The sequence below is a fragment of the Emticicia sp. 21SJ11W-3 genome (genome assembly GCF_024138715.1).
GTDB lineage: Bacteria > Bacteroidota > Bacteroidia > Cytophagales > Spirosomataceae > Emticicia > Emticicia fluvialis.
Window position 1 is genome coordinate 2,551,216 of record NZ_CP092074.1, and the last position, 18,404, is coordinate 2,569,619.

The window sequence follows — 18,404 nt, forward strand, 5'->3', positions numbered from 1 at the left end:
GTTGCCGGTGCAACAATCTTATGCTTAGACTGACACTTATTTCTGTTCTTGTTTTTTTCAGCACTTTAGTGCGTGCCGGAGGCATAAAAGGCATAGTAACTGACGCTAACGGAGAGCGTATGGCGTTTACCTCTGTTATAGTAAAAGGACAAAACGCCGGAACCATGACCAATGCGGAAGGTGAGTATAGGATAAATCTGAAACCGGGCAGTTATGAGATTAACTTTCAGTTTGTAGGCTTTAAAACCGTTACCCGCCGTGTGGTTGTGGCTAATGATTTTACCGAGCTGAATGTGCGTATGCAAGAGCAAACCATTATGCTGCAGGAGGCCAGAATAAGTGCCAAAGAAGAAGACGCCGCCTATACCATTATGCGCAAGGCAATAGCCAAAAGCAAAATTCATCAGAAACAGGTGGTGAGCTACCAGGCAAATGCTTATGTGCGTAATTCAATATTACTCAACAAAATTCCGCTGGTGCTCAAAAAGGACCTTTACCGACAAAACATTAAAGAGGGGATACCGTTTTTGTCTGAGTCGGTAATGGAAATAGTTTTCAACGAGCCCAACTCTAAATTTACCAAGGTGCTGGGGCAAAAGAGTTCTTTCAACAATATTTCTATTTCTGACGGTTTTTATCTTTTCGATTTCTACGACCCCGGTCATTACCGTGTTTCGCCGCTTTCGCCACAGGCTTTCAGATACTACCGCTTTGAATACGAAGGTTTTTTTGAAGACCGCGGCCTGATTATCAATAAAATAAAAATCATTCCGAAGTCGTTTGGGGAAGGCGTTTGGCAGGGAACCATTTATATTATAGACGATTACTGGAATATTCATAGCATTGATGCTGAAACTATTGAAAACGGCCTTAATCTTAAAATAAACCAGTATTACAGCCCGGTTGAGAAAGTCTGGATGCCAATTAACCAGCGGATAGATTTTTACGGAAAATTGTTTGGATTTGACTTTGTTATTAAGGCACAGTTAAATGCCGGTTATACTGCCGTAAAAACGAATCCGGCGTTTGTGGAAGACATAAAAATTATTGACGAGAAAAAAGAGGGGATAACGATTGAAGGTATTTCGAAAAATTCTTTGAAAAATTCGAAAACTGAAGAACTACTGAAAGACAGCAAAGAGTTTTCGGTGAGGAATCTCATGAAAATAATGAAAGATTATGAGAAAGAAGAAAGAACCCGGGCCAGAGCCAACAAAGAAGAAGCAGCGGTTGTAAGCAGAGAATTAATGATAGTAGAGCCATCTGCCAGAGGCAAAGATTCTACTTTTTGGAATTCTATGCGCAAAATACCACTTACCAATGAAGAAAGCGAAAGCTATCAATACAGTGACAGTGTAAAAATAGCAAAAATTGAAAAAAGAGACAGCCTTCAAAGAGATTCGCTTAGTAAAGCCTGGCGGTACTTTTTGTTAAATTATGATTTTAAATTAAAAAATGGCAGATATCTGCATTTTGAACCACCCTACACCCCGTTTGTGGGTTTAAATTATAATTCGGTTGAAGGCATTGTGTCTGATATGGGTGTCGGCTTTAAAAACTATACATCTCTGGGCGCTAAACCCAGAGTCAGATACAATGTGTCGGCAAATATGCGTTATGCTTTTCAGGCCAGGGCATTGCGTGGTAAAGTGGGCGGAGAATACGAGGTTGGCACATCAAAGCTATCGGTTGGTGCGGGAAATTATATTGAACAATTTGACCCCAACAGCCTCATTTTTGAATGGATGAACACCGTAACCACTTTGTTCAATGAGCAAAACCTGATGAAGATTTACAGCAAGAAATTCGTTAACATTGGCTATAGCTATAATGAAGACGCCAGGTTGACTTTTTCAACCAATATGGAACTGGCAAGAAGGTCTCCGCTGGAAAACCTTCAGAAAATATACCGGATAAAAGATTTTGAAAAAAACGGGTTTTCGCCTAATAATCCTTCCAATCTTGAGCTCGGCGAAAGCGCTTTTACTACACACAATGCGCTTATATGGCAGAATATGATAAAATGGACGCCGTCTTCTAAAGTGATTATCAGAAACGGCGTGCGCAAGTATCTGACCGGCGGAGCGCCCATTATTACATTTATTTACAAGAAAGGAATGCTTGACGCCAATTTTGACTACCTGAGCCTGAATATAAAGCAACATGTAAACACAGGGGTATTGGGCAAACTAGACTATATGGTTGAAGTAGGTGATTACGTGAACGACCGCAGCGTTTACCTGATGGATATGAAACATATTAACAATAGCTACCTGAATGCCCTGCGGATTGGTCTTTTTGCCAGATACCGGTTGTTAGAAACCCGTATGCCCCTGCCTGAAGATAACGGAGCCAAATCTATAAACCTTTACCGTTTTAGTACCAAAGGCGCATATTTGCAGGCCCATGTAATTAATGAATTTAAGCAGCTTATTTTTACCCGTCTGCCTTTTGTAAAGAGATGGGGGCTAAAAGAAGACCTCTTTGCCAATTATCTGAACACGCCGGCTGTAAAAAACTATATAGAAGTTGGTTATGGTATTGATGGCATCATGAGGGCATTAAGAATTGAAGCCGTAAGCAGTTTTGAAAACGGCGTATACAAGAGGTCCGGTATTAAATTAGGTGTAACCATGTAAAATCAGGCTTGCTTAGGTTTTAAGATATGGGTTCAGACAATTTGCTTCAAAAACAATTACTTTACGAACGTGTGGCTAATGCCTATAAGGCAAAAAGTGCCATGCTTGACAGTATTTTAGTTGAAAAATCAATTAAAAACAGAAATTTCAGGCTCTTTATCAGGGTATTTAAAAAGGAGCAATTACTTGAAGCCTGGATAAAACACCCTGAAAAAATAAGGTATGAATTGCTAAGAAAGTATAACTTTACAGGTAGCTCAGGTAATTTGGGCCCTAAGCGGAAATCAGGCGACGGGCAAATTCCGGAAGGAATCTATCAAATTACTAATTTTAATCCTTTAAGTGCCTTTCATTTGTCGCTCAGAGTAAATTACCCAAATATTGCAGATATACATTGGGCTGATAGCGAACACCCGGGTGGAGATATTTACCTGCATGGCGGTAACACAAGTACAGGGTGTATTCCGGTGGGTGATGATTGCATTGAAGAACTTTACCTGCTCTCGGTTTATGCTGCTGATGCAGGCCATTTGCCAGACGTACATATTTACCCTTCCAGTATGGCTGGCGCAGCTTTTAACTCACTTATTACAGGCCATAGCAATAATATACACCTGATTGATTTCTGGCATAAGCTAAAAGCAATTTTTGATGATTTTGAGCAAACAAATGCGCTGAAATCAATAAAAACAGACCAGAAAGGCCATTATTATCTGGCAGACTAAATTTCCCTGATTGAGGTAAATGAATTATATTTGGTGTTCTATAAAATTAATCCTTCCGGTTACAGTTTTTAGTCAATAACCGGCAATTCTATTACATTACCTGCATGCTTTTATTTTATCAGCCAGCTATAGCCACCAGTCATTTTCTTGATACAGACGACTCACGTCATTGCGTTAAGGTGCTTAGAAAAACACCAAAAGATATAATTCATGTGGTTGATGGCACAGGCGGGCTTTATGAATGCGAAATAACAAAAGCCAACGAAAAAAAATGTGAAGTAAAGATAGTTTCGTGGCAGAAAGATTTTCAGAAAAGAAACACGTACCTTCATATTGCCATTGCCCCAACCAAGAACGCCGATCGGCTTGAATGGTTTATTGAGAAGGCCGTTGAAATAGGCATAGATGAAATTTCGTTAATACTTACGAAGCACTCAGAACGCAGGCAGCAAAAAACAGAGCGGCTGGAGAAAATTGCGGTTTCGGCCATGAAACAATCTTTGAAGGCCTATTTGCCAAGAATTAACGAACCAGTGCCATTTGAGAAATTTTTGAAGAGTGTATTGCAGGAGCAGAAATTTCTGGCGCATTTAACCGAGGAATCAAAGCCGCTGGTTAGTAAACTTAAGCCAGGCACAGCACATTGCATTATGGTCGGCCCCGAAGGTGATTTTGCTGCTGAAGAAATACAATTGGCTCGTGATAATGGTTTTGAATGGGTTACACTCGGAAACGCCCGCCTCAGAACAGAAACAGCAGGCCTGGTGGCATGCACGCTGAGTAATAACATGTTTTAACGAAGTTAGTCTTTATGAAGCAAATTATTACATATTTAATGCTGGGTATTTTTTGTTCATTCATTAGCATGAGCAAAATTATGGCTCAGCAACCTACGCTTAAAATTGCCAAACTGAGGTATGGCGGTGGTGGCGACTGGTATGCCAATAAGACCTCATTGCCAAATCTGATTAAGTTTTGTAACCAGCATCTGAAAATGAACCTGTATCAGGAAGAAGATATTGTGGAGGTTGGCAGCGGTGATATTTTTCAGTATCCTTTTATACACATGACAGGCCACGGGAATGTGGTTTTTACAGATGCCGAAGTGCAGAACCTACGTAAATATCTAATTTCAGGTGGTTTTTTGCATATCGACGATAACTACGGTCTGAATAAGTTTATCAGACGAGAAATGAAAAAAGTTTTTCCTGAACTTGAGTTCATAGAGCTGCCTTTTTCTCATCCAATCTATCAGCAGAAATACAAATTTCCGAACGGTCTGCCTAAGGTGCATGAGCATGACAACCTGCCACCGCAAGGTTTTGGGCTAATCTGGCAGGGAAGGCTGGTTTCTTTTTTTAGCTACGAATGTGACCTCGGCAATGGCTGGGAAGACCAGAGCGTACACCATGACCCGGAAGAACTACGCCAGAAAGCGCTTCAAATGGGGGCAAATCTTGTGCAATATGCCTTTACAAGTTATTAATTTATTGAATTGTACATTTCAAAGTGCTGGTTTTGGACATTTTGAAGAACTTTTCGCTTTCTTTTGCAACAGCGTAACATTATGCTTGCAGTTGTTGTTTTAGGTTTATATTTGTATTTTAATCTAATCCTTATAACGTTCAAATGGTTGCCGCAATTTCTTTTTTTATTGGTCATTGGTACTTATCCTTATTTAGTCAGACATTCTTCTTACACCGATATTCAGCTCATAAAATGTTTACGATGAATAAGTTCTGGGAAAGATTTTTCTATTTCCTTACTTATGTATCGCAAGGGTCTTCCTATCTTAATCCTCGTTCGTACGCCATTTTGCACCGCATGCACCACGCTTACAGCGACACCGAGCGCGACCCGCATTCGCCGCATCATACCGAAAACGTTTTTACTATGATGTGGAAAACCAAAGAAATTTACAATTCTTTACTTAACTATAAGTATAAAATTGAAGAGCGTTTCGAAAAAGACTTACCAGAGTGGAGAATCATTGATAAAATAGGAGACACCTGGTTTTCAAGAGTTGCCTGGGGTTCAAGCTACGTCGTATTTTATGTGCTTGGCTTTTTGTATTTCGATATCCACTGGGGTTTCTTCTTCCTGTTGCCGATACATTTTCTGATGGGCCCTATTCACGGTGCTATTGTAAACTGGAGCGGCCATAAATATGGTTATCAGAACTTCGACAACAAGGACGAATCTAAAAACTCATTGTTTTTTGACTTCCTGATGTTGGGCGAATTGTTCCAGAATAACCATCATAAACACCCGATGTCAATCAATTTTGGTAAAAAGTGGTATGAGATTGACCCGACGTATCCGGTTATTAAATTTCTAACCTGGACCAAGATAATCAAGCCTAAACGGGCAAAATAATAGCTTTAAAATGAAAAAGATTTGACATTCATAGCCTATGGCTTAGAGTGTCAAATCTTTTTTTATGTATTACCCTCAATTACTGTTGGTTTTCGTTCTTCAGCTCTTCATCTAAATGGCGTTTCAGGCTTCTGCAGGTACTCTCTAAGATCTCAATCATTTTCTTGTCGCCTGTTGCATCACTTATCATTTGTGCTACATTTCCTACAATATCAATGGCAAAGTGCTTCATTTCGTCGGTTGCCATCTCTTTTGTCCAGAGATTAATTCCCAGCAGACCTTTATGGTAGTGGTCCCAGACACTAATTGAAATAGCCTTTGATTCATTGATACCCTCATTCGGGTTTTCAGTAGCATCCCAGAATATTTTTTCAGGGACTCTGGCTGCATCAAGCTCGATAGTAAAATTAATTTCTGATTTCTTCATTCAATTTAAGAGTAAATAAGATAATAGATTAAAAATTAAAATTCCGGGCAGAAAGTTCAAAATCTAAACAAAAAACTACACATACATTTTTGGCATTACGGAGCCGTTATGGTGCAAATGTAACTTTTCAATGAAAAAATTTAATTAACATGAGAGTACAGGAGAGGATAATAGCAGTTATTGAGTATCTTTGGATAAAGATGTAGGTCTGAATTAATTAAATTTTACACGTCTTTGTTGCATGGCAATGCTGGTTTTTCCATTACGACAAAACGATTTTTTTTAAGGCCGACACTTTTGGGTATTGGCCGGTATGTAAACAATGTGTTAGCGTTAATTACTTACCTGATCTTGCATTTACCAGCTGACAATTTTGTTGATTATAGATTTGAACCATCCAAACGCTTTTTGAAAATAAGAATATGAAGCATAGAGTGGCACTAAAAATGAAGCTCCACCCCGGGCAGGCCGAAGAATACAAGCAACGCCACGACGAATTGTGGCCGGAGATGAAAGCGCTACTGAAAAGCATTGGTGTGGAAGATTATGCCATTTTTCTGGATGAAGAAACCAATATTTTGTTTGCCTCGCTAAAAATAGAAGACCCATCGCTTTTAGATACATTACCCGGCCACCCTGTTATTCAACGCTGGTGGAAATACATGGCTGATATTATGGATGCCAATGCTGACAATTCGCCTGTTTCAACACCCTTAAAAGAAGTATTTTACTTGCCCTAACTAAAAACTTATGAATGCAATTCTTGGTATCATTTTTCATTTCATAGGCGGCTTTGCCTCTGGTAGTTTTTACATTCCTTATAAAAATATAAAGCAATGGGCCTGGGAAAGTGGCTGGATAATAGGCGGAGTGGCCTCATGGATTATAGCTCCCTGGCTTTTCGGATTTATAACCGTGCAGGACTTAATACCGAGTATTCAGTCGGCTGATAGCAAAACTATTTTCTACACAGTGCTATTCGGTGTGTTGTGGGGTTTCGGAGGGCTTACTTACGGGCTAACCATGCGTTATCTGGGTGTGTCGTTGGGTGTAGCAGTTGCGCTGGGTTTTTGTGCCGCATTTGGTACGCTTATTCCACCAATTTATGAAGGCCGCTTTGGCGAATTGCTCTCTACCAGTTCAGGGCAGATAACCCTGGCCGGGGTGGTACTTTGCGTGGCCGGTATATTTGTATGTGGTAAGGCCGGAATGATGAAAGAAAAAGAACTGGACAGCGCAGCCAAGCAGGAAACCGTAAAAGAATTTAACCTTAAAAAAGGTTTGTTTGTGGGTACCTTCTGTGGTATTATGAGTGCCTGCTTTGCTTTCGGGCTTGCTGCCGGGGCTCCGATTGCGGCTCAGGCAGAAGCCAACGGAACCGACCCTCTGTTTAAAAATAACGCTATATTACCAGTGCTGCTGATAGGCGGTTTTGCTACTAATTTCGTGTGGTGTATGATTCTGAATTTCAGAAATAAATCTTTTGGTGATTATACCGACACCAAAACACCCCTAAAAAGGAATTACCTGTGGGCCATGCTGGCCGGTGTAACCTGGTATTTCCAGTTCTTCTTCTACGGCATGGGGCAGTCAAAACTGGGTAAATCGTTAGACTTTGCCTCTTGGACACTCCACATGGCATTTATAATATTGGTAGGCACCTTGTGGGGGCTTTTCTATAAAGAATGGAAAGGCGCCAGCAGCGCAACCATGCGGGTGCTGTATCTGGGTTTATTCATCATTATTCTTTCGTCGGCTTTTATTGGTATGGGCAGCTATTTTGTTCATTAAATCTATTATTTATTATGCTAAAGATTTTTAAAACGGTTGCCCTGCTTGTGGCAATCGGATGTACTTGTTTTGCTCAGCAACAGGCACCTGCTTCTACTTTACACTCAGATGCCCTGCATACGGCCAAGCCAGATTATCCAACTTTATATGGCACTACCAAACCGGAAGATATTATTGCAGTGATGAACCGTGTCAGGAATTATCTTGAGAGGGTTACACCTACAAGGGTGGTAGATAAAAATACAAATGCCGTTATATATGACTTTTCAAAAATTGATAATAACGCTATTGTTTTTAAAGGCGATTTCAGTCTAACCAGTTATGAGTGGGGAGTAACCTACGAGGCCATGTTACTGGCAGGTGAGGTAACCGGCGACACTGCTTTTACAAATTATACCGCGCGTCGATTCAAATTTCTGGCAGATGCTGTACCTTATTTCAGAGAAGTATATAAAACCAATAAGCAGACCTCACTCAAACAGATGATTGACCCACATGCGCTTGATGATTGCGGAGCAATGTGTGCGGCTTTGATTAGGGCTACCAAAAGTGGTGTGGTGAAAACCAATCTGAGACCTATCATTGATGATTACATCAATTATATTGTCAATAAAGAGTTCCGTCTGAAAGATGGCACTCTGGCTCGTAACCGACCTTTGCCTAATTCCTTGTGGCTCGACGATATGTTTATGGGTGTGCCTGCTATTGCTCAGATGGGCAGCCTGACAGGCGACAAAAAGTATTATGATGAAGCCGTGAAGCAGGTGCTACAGTTTTCTAAACGCATGTTCAATAAGGATTTAAATTTATACATGCACGGCTGGGTGCAGGAAATGGAAACCCACCCTGAGTTTCATTGGGCAAGGGCAAACGGTTGGGCTATTTTAACAATGGTTGAGTTACTGGAAGTATTACCTGAAACTCACCCGGGCAAAACGTCCGTGCTAAACCAGCTGAAAGCACATGCCAAAGGACTGGCTGCGCAGCAGTCGGGGAGTGGTTTCTGGCATCAATTGCTTGACCGCCATGATTCATATCTGGAGACATCGGCTACGGCTATTTATACCCACAGTATAGCAAAAGCCATTAACAGAGGTTGGCTGGATGCCACCACTTATGGCCCAATGGCCTTATTGGGTTGGAACGCCGTTGCCACCAAAGTAAATGAAAAAGGACAGGTAGAAGGAACCTGTGTAGGCACCGGAATGGGTTTTGACCCTGCGTTTTATTATTATCGCCCGGTAAATGTATATGCTGCACACGGTTATGGCCCGGTACTTTTGGCAGGCTCAGAAATGATTAAATTATTGAAGAATAAAAAATTTGCGCTGAACGACAGTGCGGTGATGTTTGGGAAGTGAGATATAAGTTAAGACGCAATATTGTTTTCCTGCAAAATGGAGACGCATTCAGCGCCTCCAAATTCAACACAGGTTAGAACCACATTGTATGATGGGGAAAATGCATGTTTATATGTTTATAAATACTCTATTACAATTGCTCGTCTCGCTAATCTAATTGGCAAATCATCTTCTTTATCAATCAGGCATTTTTATTTTACCACTATTTATGTCTTCTTGGAAGATAACTTGACCATCAAGAAGAATGTATCCTTCTGGATTTTCATCGTAAGGAATTGAGCCTGGAATTATAACTTCTCCTATTTCTAATCTCCCATCTAATTCACCAATCAGTTTTTTTAAATCTCGTAAAAAGCTATTATATTTGGGCGTAATTCGGTAAGCTGACGGTCGATTATTAAATGGAGGGTCAAAAAGTGTGTACTCAAATTTTTCTTGTTCGTTTCCAGTAGGAATCAACCCCAATTCTATTGTATCTAGCCAAACATTGGATTTTGAATAAAGACTAAAGGTTAAATCTTGACCCTGCCCGTCCTTCAAGTCTTCTCGATTAATTCCAAGGCTATAATAGTGCAAAGGCGAATTATTATATTCTCCAGAAATACTAAAATGCTTATACTCCCACACGTCTCCTACTTTTATTGGTAATAATATAGAAACGTCCCAAAGTCTCTTGGCATAAACATTTTCTACTAATAAATCCCAATCATAAATACGAATTAGAGCCACATCTTCATTTCCATTAAGTAATTGCACAATTCTATTTTGCTGATAATTTTTAATAAATTCGCTGACTGTAAAATTTTCACCAGTAAGAGAATGTATTTTATGTATACCATAGAAATCAGCTAATTCAAGAAAATTACTATCAAACTTTAAATTTTTTTTTACATAATTTTCATAATTTACTGGAATATGCACAGTAAATCCAAAAGCATCTAAATCGCTTAAATATTCATTCCATATTTTATTCATTAGACTAAATTTAAGGTATTATGTTAAAATGATTATTCCCCCAATAACTGTGCAGTAAATTAAGGTAAAATAACTTAAATTTACTGGAATATGAAACGTAGAAATTTCCTTATCCACCACCTCTCATACTTAAATCTTCCAACATTTATTATAAAAAGCTGTCCTATTAACTGAATATTATTCGTCTTAGAGTAAAATTTTAAACAAATAATCAGATGACACTACCTAACATTTTTACAGAGCCGGTTTCAACACAAGTTGTTAACTGCATCAATCAACTGCAACCAGTAACTACTCCACAGTGGGGTAAAATGACAGTAGACCAGATGCTGGCACATTGTAGTGTGGCTTATGAAATGGTTTATGAAGATATTCACCCTAAACCCGGATTCTTCATGAAAATTACGTTGAAGCTGTTTGTAAAACCAGCCACTACGGGATTGTAGCCATATAAACGTAATTCCCCAACAGCACCTGCTTTTATAATCAAAGACCGAAAAGATTTTGAAGCGGAAAAAAGCCGATTGATAGCATACATCACTAAAACACAAGAACTCGGAGAAATGCACTTTGACAATAAAGTGTCTGATTCGTTTGGAGTATTGACTACAGAAGAATGGAATAATCTATTTTATAAACACATACACCACCACTTAACACAGTTTGGGGTGTGAACCCCACTCCCTGCCTCTCCCCAACAATGGGGAGAGGAGTTATATGAATATTATTTACATAAAATAATTAAACTATTCTTAAGTATTTTTACTGTACTTATATTCTTAAAATTCTTATTCCTTCCCCATTGTTGGGGCGACCCGCGCAGAGAGGGTTAGGATGGGGTTTCCTCTGTCATACCCCACCAAAAACCTTCTTCAACAATTCTGTAGTTCTTGCCCAGGGATTTTCCCTTATTTTCAATTCTTCGTTTGCAACTAATATAAACAGACCGTCTATGGCTTTTTGTGTGGCGTAGGCGTTCAAATCTGTATTTACTTTTTTAACAAATGGTAATCGGTTATAAGCCGTTGCCAAATCGGTGTAGTATTTGGTGGCCTGAGTTTTTTGAAGGGCATTTTGCACAACGGGCGAAAATTTGGCAATCAGTTGGTCAGATGTCGTCCGTTTCAGGTATTCGGTTGCTGCATTTTTTTCACCTTTCAATATTCCCCAGGCATCAGTAATGGTCATGCTGGTAATGGCGCTTACAAATATAGGTTTGGCTTCTTTGGCTGCTTCCTCGGCGCCTCGGTTCAAAGCTACCACAAACTTATCTACTTCGCTGCCAAGCCCGGCTCTGCGCAAGGCAGTTTCAACTCTCTCAATTTCGGGCGGGAACGGAATTTTTATAGTAGGGTTCAGGTAATACCCATTAAGCCTTGATGCGCTGTCGGCTCCTTTATTGATACCCACCTGAAGCGCCTGCTTCAAACCTGCCACTACTTCCTGAGTGCTTAATGAGCCTGTGCCCTGTACCTGTTTATTGACTTCATTCAATACTTTACCCAGATTTAATTTTTGTCCGGCACAACTTTCTAAGCCTAAAAGACCGATTATCAACACCAGAATACGTATTCTTCCCATTTTCGACTAATTTTAAATGTGAATTTTTATAATTAATAATTGTCTTACTAACGAATGAACCCCGAAAATTGTATTTTTGTGCAGATTTAGTTTTATCGGCACATACAGGTATAACAAAACGCAATATTGTAATATGAAACTAATTTTAGCAGAGGTTGTCACGATTGGAGACGAAATTTTATACGGACAAATTACAGATACCAATACACAATGGATGAGTACTGAACTTGATAAGATTGGTATCAAGACAGTTCGGAAATCGTCGGTGGGTGACCAGGAAGATAAAATTTTACAGATACTTGAAGAGGCAGGAAGCAGGGCCGATATTGTTTTGATAACAGGTGGCCTTGGCCCTACCAAAGACGATATTACAAAAAAAACGCTTTGTAAGTATTTTGGCGATGAGTTAATCATGAATGAAGATGCCTTGGCCTTTGTAACTGATTTCTTTAATAAAAGAGGCAGACCATTAACAGAAATCAACCGTCAGCAGGCATTAATACCAAGCCGCTGCACGTATCTGCCCAATAAAACCGGCACTGCCCCGGGTATGTGGTTTGAGAAAAAAGAAGGAGACCCAAAAGGCAGGATATACGTTTCAATGCCGGGTGTGCCGTCAGAAATGAAATACCTCATGACAAACGAGGTGATTCCGAGATTAAAGAAATACTTTGACACTCCGGTAATATATCATAAGATGATTCGTACAATAGGTATCGGAGAGTCTTTACTGGCAGAAAAAATTGAGCATTGGGAAGACAGCCTGCCTGCGCATATCAAACTTGCTTACCTGCCCAGCTTCGGACAGGTACGTTTACGCCTGACAGGTGTAGGTGAAAACGAGGAAATACTGAAACAACAAGTGCAGGCAGAAGTTGATAAGGTTTTACCCCTTATTAATTCTTATGTTTTTGGTTTTGACGATGAAGACCTGGAAGTAGCCATAGGCAAGATACTTAAAAGCAAAGGGCATACTGTATCTGCTGCCGAAAGTTGCACAGGGGGCTTCGTTTCGCACATGTTTACCAAGGTGCCGGGTAGCTCTGCCTATTTTATGGGAAGCGTGGTGAGCTACGATAACTCAATAAAAATGAATGTGTTGGGCGTAAAGCCGGAAACACTTGAGGCGCATGGGGCAGTGAGCGAAGAAACAGTTACCCAAATGGCCGAAGGCGTAAGGGCACTGATGAAAACAGACTATGCCATTGCTACCAGCGGAGTAGCCGGGCCAGACGGCGGCACGCCTGAAAAGCCGGTTGGCACGCTCTGGATTGCCTGCGCCATGGAAGGCAAAACGGTGGCCCGGAAAATACAAATGTCGAACCAACGAGATACTAATATAAACTATGGCAGTGTAGTGGCGCTCAATTTGTTAAGAAAAATGCTGATTGGCGACTACGAATCTTAATCTGACATCAACAAAATCGAAAAAGAATATGGCTCTTGTAGAAATGATAATGCCAAAAATGGGCGAAAGTATATTTGAATGTACTGTCCTGAACTGGTTGAAGAATGTGGGCGACACAATAGAACAAGATGAAATGATTCTGGAAGTGGCTACCGACAAGATTGATACCGAGATAGGCTCACAATACGATGGCGTTATTAAAGAAATACTGGTAAAACAAGGCGAAATAGCCACCATAGGCAAACCTATATGTATTATTGAAACAGATGCTGTTCAGGCTGCTGCAGCCAAAGAAAAATCTGCTGATGCAGTGGTTGCCATAGAAGAAAAAGAACCGGAGATACTGGCGGCAGAGCTGGAGCAACAGTCGAAACTAACGAATGTAATTCTTGAAAACGCCGAACCCAGGGTAAACTCGCTGAGTGGCAGGTTTTATTCGCCACTGGTGCAGAACATAGCCAGAGAAGAGAATATATCTATTGAAGAGCTGGAAAGCCTGAAAGGTACAGGCATTGAAAACCGTGTTACCAAAGATGATATTCTGGCTTATGTGCAACTGAAAAAAGATAAAAAAAGTACGGTTTCGGTAGAACAGCCGGTAGCAACCACGAGCAATTATACACCACAGGCCACCGACCAGATTATTGAAATGGACCGTATGCGGAAGATGATTGCCGAGCGGATGATTGAATCGAAGCGGATTTCGGCGCATGTTACTTCATTTGTTGAAACAGACATGACCAACGTGGCCTTATGGCGAGACAAAATAAAGGCCAAATTTCAGCAGGAAACCGGAGAGAATATCACCTTTACGCCATTGCTGATTGAGGCGGTTGTGAAAGCCATCAAGGATTTTCCGATGATTAATATTCAGATAGACGGAGACAGGATTATCCGCAAAGGGAAAATCAATATCGGTATGGCGGTAGCATTACCAAGCGGTAACCTTATTGTGCCGGTTATACATGAGGCAGACTCTTACAGCCTGATTGGCCTTACAAAAAAAGTAAATGAGCTGGCACAAAGAGCCAGAGGCAATAAGCTAAAGGCCGATGATTTGTCTGACGGAACGCTTTCTATGTCTAACATAGGTTCATTTGGTAACATTGCCGGTACACCAATTATTATGCAGCCGCAGGTTTCTATACTGGCGTTTGGTGTTATTCAAAAGAAAGTATCGGTAATTGAAACCGCGCATGGCGATACCATAGGTATCAGACAGAAAATGATTATTTCGCATTCTTACGACCACCGCGTGGTTGATGGCTCGCTTGGCGGCCAGTTTGTGAAGCGGGTATCTGATTACCTGGAAAACTTTGATTTAGATAGAAAGTTGTTTTAAGCGATACACGGAGGTCTGGCAGTGGTCAGACCTTTGTTATATTGAATCACCCTGGTTATTGTAAAAGACATAGATTTGCGTTAAAGCATATAAACTCACATTTAAAATCTAATTGTATGAAAAACGAAGGATTTGACCCCGCAGAAATAGCCGAACTGAAAGCTGAATGCAATGCAGAAGGGCAGAACTATATAGTAGTAGAAGACGAAGATGGCATGAGTAACTCCGGCGAGTTTGCCCATATTCAGTTTGTTGGTAAGCATGATGGCGCAGAGGTAATCTATGATGCCGTTATCAGTACCTTGCGTCTGAACCACAGCAGTCTGGTTTTTGAGGAAGCCGAAGAAAGAATGAAAAAGGCCTACCCGAACTATGTAGAGGTTGACAGACGCAAAGCCAACTATAAAATGACCGAAGATATGGAGCTGATGCTGGAAGAAATCATTGAAGAGCTGGAAGAAGAAGAGGTAATTAAGGTGTCGGAGTTTCTGGATATCGACGAAGACTTTGAATACGGCATAGGGCTTGATGTTTCGCTGAATGTTGAAGAAATAACAGATGAAGTGGTTACTAAATTTGTTAATGATTTCAACGCAGGTACACTCAAACTAGATAATACGCTTTACAGCTTTACCAGCGAAGAAGAATAAACCGCAAATAAAAGCATGGCAGGAAGTTTTACAGGAACCGATAATTATGTAGCCACCCGCGAACTGCAAACAGCAGTGAATGCTGCGGTGGCGTTGCAAAGGCCATTGTTAATTAAAGGTGAACCGGGCACCGGTAAAACCCTGCTGGCGTTTGAGGTAGCACGGGCTCTAAACAGGCCGCTGTTTAGTTGGCATGTAAAGTCTACCACCACTGCTCAACAAGGGCTTTATGAATATGATGCGGTTTCTCGCCTGCGTGATTCCCAGCTGGGTGATGAGCGGGTAAATGAGGTGGCAAATTATATAAAAAAGGGCAAAATCTGGGAAGCTTTTGATACTGATGAACCAAGCGTATTATTGATAGATGAAATTGATAAAGCGGATATTGAGTTTCCGAATGATTTGTTGCAGGAGCTTGATCGGATGGAGTTTTATTGCTACGAACTGAAACAAACGATTCGGGCCAGGCACAGGCCGGTTATTATCATTACGTCAAACAATGAAAAAGAACTGCCTGATGCCTTTTTGCGCCGTTGTTTTTTTCATTTCATTCGTTTTCCGGACAAAGAAACCATGCAGCAAATAGTAGATGTGCATTATCCGGGTCTGGAAGAAAACCTGCTTGCCAATGCTTTAAAGACTTTCTTTGGTATAAGAGAAATCAAAAATCTAAAAAAGAGGCCATCCACCAGTGAACTTATCGACTGGCTTAAATTATTGCTGGTAGGTAAGGTGTCGGCAGACGACCTGAACGATTTAAGCAAATTGAATGAAATTCCGCCATATCTGGGTGCGCTGCTGAAAAATGAATCTGACTATGATTTGTACAAGGCATTAAGAGAAAAGGGAATCAAATAATTTAAACTATCAAGGCTTTGCTTTTAGATTTCTTCTATCATTTAAAGGCCAATCATCTGCCTGTTTCGTTGAGAGAGCATCTGACCCTGTTAGAAGCGCTCAACAAAGAGGTGATTGCCTACAATGTAGAAGATTTTTATTTTTTAAGCCGGGCCATTTTTGTAAAGCACGAGCAAAACCTTGATTTGTACGATAAACTATTTGGTGAGTTTTTCGGAGACCTGGAAAGTGTGCCAGTTGAAAGTCTGCTGGCCAATATGAATGAAGACTGGTTGAAGACGCATTTGTTAAAAGAGCTGAGCGAAGCGGATAAACAGGGTATTGAGGCAATGGGTGGGCTTGAACAATTGCTGGAACGACTAAGAGACCTGTTAAATGAGCAAAAGGAAAGGCATGAAGGCGGAAGCAAATGGGTAGGTACCGGCGGCACGTCGCCTTTTGGTAACTCGGGGTATAATCCGGCCGGAATACGAGTAGGAGGGAAAGGCGGTGGCAAAACAGCAGTAAAGGTTTGGGACAAGCGCGATTTTAAGAACTATGATAACGACCTTGAACTGAACACCCGAAATACCAAAATGGCCTTAAGAAGGCTCAGGATTTTAACCAGAGAAGGGGTAGAAGATGAGCTGAATATTGAAGAAACAATTGAACGGACATCGCAGAACGCCGGATTGCTTGATATTAAAATGCAGGCTTCCAGGCAAAACAGGGTAAAAGTATTGCTGTTGTTGGATGTAGGTGGGTCAATGGATGATTTTATTGAAGAATGTTCAACTTTGTTTTCATCGGCTAAGTACCAGTTCAAGCATCTGGAGTACTTTTATTTTCATAATTGCATTTATGAAACCATGTGGAAAGATAATGGCCGTAGATACGAAGACAAAATAGCTACCTGGGATATACTAAATAAATATAACAAAGACTATAAAGTTATTTTTGTGGGCGATGCCTCCATGTCTCCGTGGGAGTTGTCAGAGCCACGCGGTAGTGTTGAACATTATAACGAAGAATCGGGTTTAACCTGGTTGTCAAGATTCAAAGAGAAATTCCCTAATCTGGTATGGCTAAACCCGATTAACGACGGCTACTGGCAATATACGCACAGCATTAAACTGATAAGAGACTGGTCTGATGACCGAATGTTTCCGCTTACCATAAACGGTATCGAAAAAGCGATGAAATGCCTGAAAAACAATAAGCTGAAATTCAGTTAAATTCCTTTCAGAAACGATAAAGTATTTACACCATCTGCAAAATCGTTCAGTTTAGGGCATTGTGCCTCTCCAAAATCAAAACTGTTTTCAATGCGTCTTTGGCCCGATACAATACATTGTATTTTGTCCTGCTGCTCAGCCAGTAATTGTTTCAGATGCGCATCGTTTTCATAATATTCAAAATAGCAGACAGATATTGGCGAAACAAGTGATGGCTCTTCGCGGAGCAGTAAAAAACCGTTGTCGAAATGCGCAATTCTGTTTACAAGTAATACAGACTTGTTGTAGTCGTAGTTATTATTGTATTTATGATGAATACTGATAGTGCTCCAGTATTCTATTGACTCATAGAACTTATCAAATGTATAGCCTGCCGGTACATATAATTTTGAAACATTTCTACACCCCAATCCGAAATACTGAAAAATATCATTACCCAGATTCGCCAGCTCTGTTCTTGCTTCATCGCCGGTCAGTACAGCCACCGAAGTCCGGTTTTTACGAATTATGTGCGGAATCTTAGAAAAATAATATTCAAAGTGTTTTGCTGTGTTGTCACTTCCGGTTGCAATTACGGCATCAGCGGTATTCAGTTTATCGGCTATTTGTAGATATGGCTCTATGGCAGGTTTAATAGCAATCAATCTGGCAATAAGCATACGCATCAGAACCGAATCGCTGGAGCTGAGTTTAATCAGTGCAATATTACCACTCAACACTACACACAGCAAATCATGAAACCCCACTAAAGGTATGTTGCCAGCCATTACTATACCTACGTTTTTGGGTGGGTTGGTAAAGGCTAAATCGTTGGCTGTAACAAAATCTTCAAGTTCAGATTTATTAAGATAATAACGAGCTATATTTTGGATCGATAACAATACATTATCTTCTGTAAACCAGGCATTTTCGTTGCGCGCCGCCACCGACCACTGCTTTAACACATCTGCATTCTTTTCATCGAGCAGGAAGTCTCCTAATTGAGAAAATGTAACAATAAAATCTTTTGATTGCATTATTTTTAGAAAAAGTACCCTGTTATTTAAAATCATACAAA

Annotated in this window: 18 protein-coding genes; 14 read left to right on the top strand and 4 right to left on the bottom strand. The window is 40.5% G+C overall.

The window, feature by feature from the left end; genetic code table 11:
* Positions 1-20 precede the first annotated feature (20 nt).
* From MB380_RS10805 to MB380_RS10825, 5 genes are all read left to right on the top strand, one after another.
* A complete protein-coding gene (locus MB380_RS10805) occupies positions 21-2,639 on the top strand; it encodes a DUF5686 and carboxypeptidase regulatory-like domain-containing protein (protein WP_253535413.1) in 2,619 nt (872 codons plus the stop codon).
* A gap of 26 nt (positions 2,640-2,665) precedes the next feature.
* Positions 2,666-3,364 (top strand): murein L,D-transpeptidase family protein, encoded by a 699-nt coding sequence (locus tag MB380_RS10810; protein ID WP_253535414.1) that lies wholly within the window; start codon positions 2,666-2,668, stop codon positions 3,362-3,364.
* A gap of 104 nt (positions 3,365-3,468) precedes the next feature.
* Positions 3,469-4,161: a 16S rRNA (uracil(1498)-N(3))-methyltransferase gene (locus MB380_RS10815; RefSeq protein WP_253535416.1), complete on the top strand. Its 693-nt coding sequence runs from the start codon at positions 3,469-3,471 to the stop codon at positions 4,159-4,161.
* 68 nt (positions 4,162-4,229) lie between these two features.
* A complete protein-coding gene (locus tag MB380_RS10820; protein ID WP_390890882.1) occupies positions 4,230-4,850 on the top strand; it encodes a DUF4159 domain-containing protein in 621 nt (206 codons plus the stop codon).
* 143 nt (positions 4,851-4,993) lie between these two features.
* Entirely contained in the window at positions 4,994-5,740 is a 747-nt protein-coding gene (locus MB380_RS10825; RefSeq protein WP_253535420.1) for an acyl-CoA desaturase, read from the top strand.
* Between the two features lie 79 nt (positions 5,741-5,819).
* Here MB380_RS10825 and gldC read toward each other — a convergent pair whose 3' ends face one another.
* Complete coding sequence (gene gldC, locus MB380_RS10830) at positions 5,820-6,167, bottom strand: gliding motility protein GldC (protein ID WP_101726979.1); 348 nt, start codon at positions 6,165-6,167, stop codon at positions 5,820-5,822.
* A gap of 422 nt (positions 6,168-6,589) precedes the next feature.
* On the opposite strand from gldC, the gene rhaM reads away from it, so the two are divergent.
* From rhaM to MB380_RS10845, 3 genes are read left to right on the top strand one after another with little or no spacing between them, the layout of a single operon-like run.
* Positions 6,590-6,907 (top strand): L-rhamnose mutarotase, encoded by a 318-nt coding sequence (gene rhaM / locus MB380_RS10835; RefSeq protein WP_253535430.1) that lies wholly within the window; start codon positions 6,590-6,592, stop codon positions 6,905-6,907.
* A 10-nt stretch (positions 6,908-6,917) separates the two neighbouring features.
* The gene (rhaT, locus tag MB380_RS10840; RefSeq protein WP_253535432.1) at positions 6,918-7,958 is read left to right on the top strand and encodes an L-rhamnose/proton symporter RhaT; all 1,041 of its coding nucleotides are present in this window, start codon (positions 6,918-6,920) and stop codon (positions 7,956-7,958) included.
* Positions 7,959-7,972: 14 nt separating this feature from the next.
* Complete coding sequence (locus MB380_RS10845) at positions 7,973-9,319, top strand: glycoside hydrolase family 105 protein (protein ID WP_253535441.1); 1,347 nt, start codon at positions 7,973-7,975, stop codon at positions 9,317-9,319.
* Positions 9,320-9,496: 177 nt separating this feature from the next.
* On the opposite strand, the gene MB380_RS10850 is transcribed toward MB380_RS10845, so the two are convergent.
* Positions 9,497-10,294, bottom strand: coding sequence for a hypothetical protein (locus MB380_RS10850; RefSeq protein ID WP_253535443.1), 798 nt, complete (start codon positions 10,292-10,294; stop codon positions 9,497-9,499).
* A gap of 215 nt (positions 10,295-10,509) precedes the next feature.
* On the opposite strand from MB380_RS10850, the gene MB380_RS10855 reads away from it, so the two are divergent.
* Positions 10,510-10,740 (top strand): hypothetical protein, encoded by a 231-nt coding sequence (locus MB380_RS10855; RefSeq protein ID WP_253535445.1) that lies wholly within the window; start codon positions 10,510-10,512, stop codon positions 10,738-10,740.
* A 403-nt stretch (positions 10,741-11,143) separates the two neighbouring features.
* Here the strand turns inward: MB380_RS10855 and MB380_RS10860 are convergent, their stop codons facing one another.
* Positions 11,144-11,875, bottom strand: a complete 732-nt coding sequence (locus MB380_RS10860; RefSeq protein ID WP_253535447.1) for a DUF4197 domain-containing protein — start codon at positions 11,873-11,875, stop codon at positions 11,144-11,146.
* Positions 11,876-12,008: 133 nt separating this feature from the next.
* Here MB380_RS10860 and MB380_RS10865 point away from each other — a divergent pair, with 133 nt between their 5' ends.
* The 5 genes from MB380_RS10865 to MB380_RS10885 all read left to right on the top strand — a co-directional run bounded on the left by MB380_RS10865 (position 12,009) and on the right by MB380_RS10885 (position 17,347).
* Positions 12,009-13,283, top strand: a complete 1,275-nt coding sequence (locus MB380_RS10865; protein WP_253535449.1) for a competence/damage-inducible protein A — start codon at positions 12,009-12,011, stop codon at positions 13,281-13,283.
* 28 nt (positions 13,284-13,311) lie between these two features.
* Positions 13,312-14,625: a dihydrolipoamide acetyltransferase family protein gene (locus MB380_RS10870; protein ID WP_253535451.1), complete on the top strand. Its 1,314-nt coding sequence runs from the start codon at positions 13,312-13,314 to the stop codon at positions 14,623-14,625.
* A gap of 116 nt (positions 14,626-14,741) precedes the next feature.
* Entirely contained in the window at positions 14,742-15,275 is a 534-nt protein-coding gene (locus MB380_RS10875; RefSeq protein ID WP_253535453.1) for a hypothetical protein, read from the top strand.
* Positions 15,276-15,290: 15 nt separating this feature from the next.
* A complete protein-coding gene (locus MB380_RS10880; protein ID WP_253535455.1) occupies positions 15,291-16,133 on the top strand; it encodes a MoxR family ATPase in 843 nt (280 codons plus the stop codon).
* A 17-nt stretch (positions 16,134-16,150) separates the two neighbouring features.
* Entirely contained in the window at positions 16,151-17,347 is a 1,197-nt protein-coding gene (locus MB380_RS10885; RefSeq protein WP_253535457.1) for a VWA domain-containing protein, read from the top strand.
* Here MB380_RS10885 and MB380_RS10890 read toward each other — a convergent pair.
* Positions 17,344-18,363 carry an acyl-CoA reductase gene (locus MB380_RS10890; RefSeq protein WP_253535458.1) on the bottom strand — a complete coding sequence of 340 codons (1,020 nt, stop codon included), beginning with the start codon at positions 18,361-18,363 and terminating at the stop codon, positions 17,344-17,346. The genes MB380_RS10885 and MB380_RS10890 overlap by 4 nt on opposite strands.
* Between the last annotated feature and the right edge of the window lie 41 nt (positions 18,364-18,404).

Coding starts and splice junctions, on each gene's coding strand:
- MB380_RS10825 (WP_253535420.1), top strand. CDS start 4,994: ATGGTTGCCGCAATTTCTTTTTTTATTGGTCATTGGTACTTATCCTTA.
- MB380_RS10855 (WP_253535445.1), top strand. CDS start 10,510: ATGACACTACCTAACATTTTTACAGAGCCGGTTTCAACACAAGTTGTT.
- MB380_RS10805 (WP_253535413.1), top strand. CDS start 21: ATGCTTAGACTGACACTTATTTCTGTTCTTGTTTTTTTCAGCACTTTA.
- rhaT (WP_253535432.1), top strand. CDS start 6,918: ATGAATGCAATTCTTGGTATCATTTTTCATTTCATAGGCGGCTTTGCC.
- MB380_RS10815 (WP_253535416.1), top strand. CDS start 3,469: ATGCTTTTATTTTATCAGCCAGCTATAGCCACCAGTCATTTTCTTGAT.
- MB380_RS10890 (WP_253535458.1), bottom strand. CDS start 18,363: ATGCAATCAAAAGATTTTATTGTTACATTTTCTCAATTAGGAGACTTC.
- MB380_RS10810 (WP_253535414.1), top strand. CDS start 2,666: ATGGGTTCAGACAATTTGCTTCAAAAACAATTACTTTACGAACGTGTG.
- MB380_RS10875 (WP_253535453.1), top strand. CDS start 14,742: ATGAAAAACGAAGGATTTGACCCCGCAGAAATAGCCGAACTGAAAGCT.
- MB380_RS10865 (WP_253535449.1), top strand. CDS start 12,009: ATGAAACTAATTTTAGCAGAGGTTGTCACGATTGGAGACGAAATTTTA.
- MB380_RS10845 (WP_253535441.1), top strand. CDS start 7,973: ATGCTAAAGATTTTTAAAACGGTTGCCCTGCTTGTGGCAATCGGATGT.
- MB380_RS10820 (WP_390890882.1), top strand. CDS start 4,230: ATGAGCAAAATTATGGCTCAGCAACCTACGCTTAAAATTGCCAAACTG.
- MB380_RS10880 (WP_253535455.1), top strand. CDS start 15,291: ATGGCAGGAAGTTTTACAGGAACCGATAATTATGTAGCCACCCGCGAA.
- MB380_RS10860 (WP_253535447.1), bottom strand. CDS start 11,875: ATGGGAAGAATACGTATTCTGGTGTTGATAATCGGTCTTTTAGGCTTA.
- MB380_RS10850 (WP_253535443.1), bottom strand. CDS start 10,294: ATGAATAAAATATGGAATGAATATTTAAGCGATTTAGATGCTTTTGGA.
- MB380_RS10870 (WP_253535451.1), top strand. CDS start 13,312: ATGGCTCTTGTAGAAATGATAATGCCAAAAATGGGCGAAAGTATATTT.
- rhaM (WP_253535430.1), top strand. CDS start 6,590: ATGAAGCATAGAGTGGCACTAAAAATGAAGCTCCACCCCGGGCAGGCC.
- gldC (WP_101726979.1), bottom strand. CDS start 6,167: ATGAAGAAATCAGAAATTAATTTTACTATCGAGCTTGATGCAGCCAGA.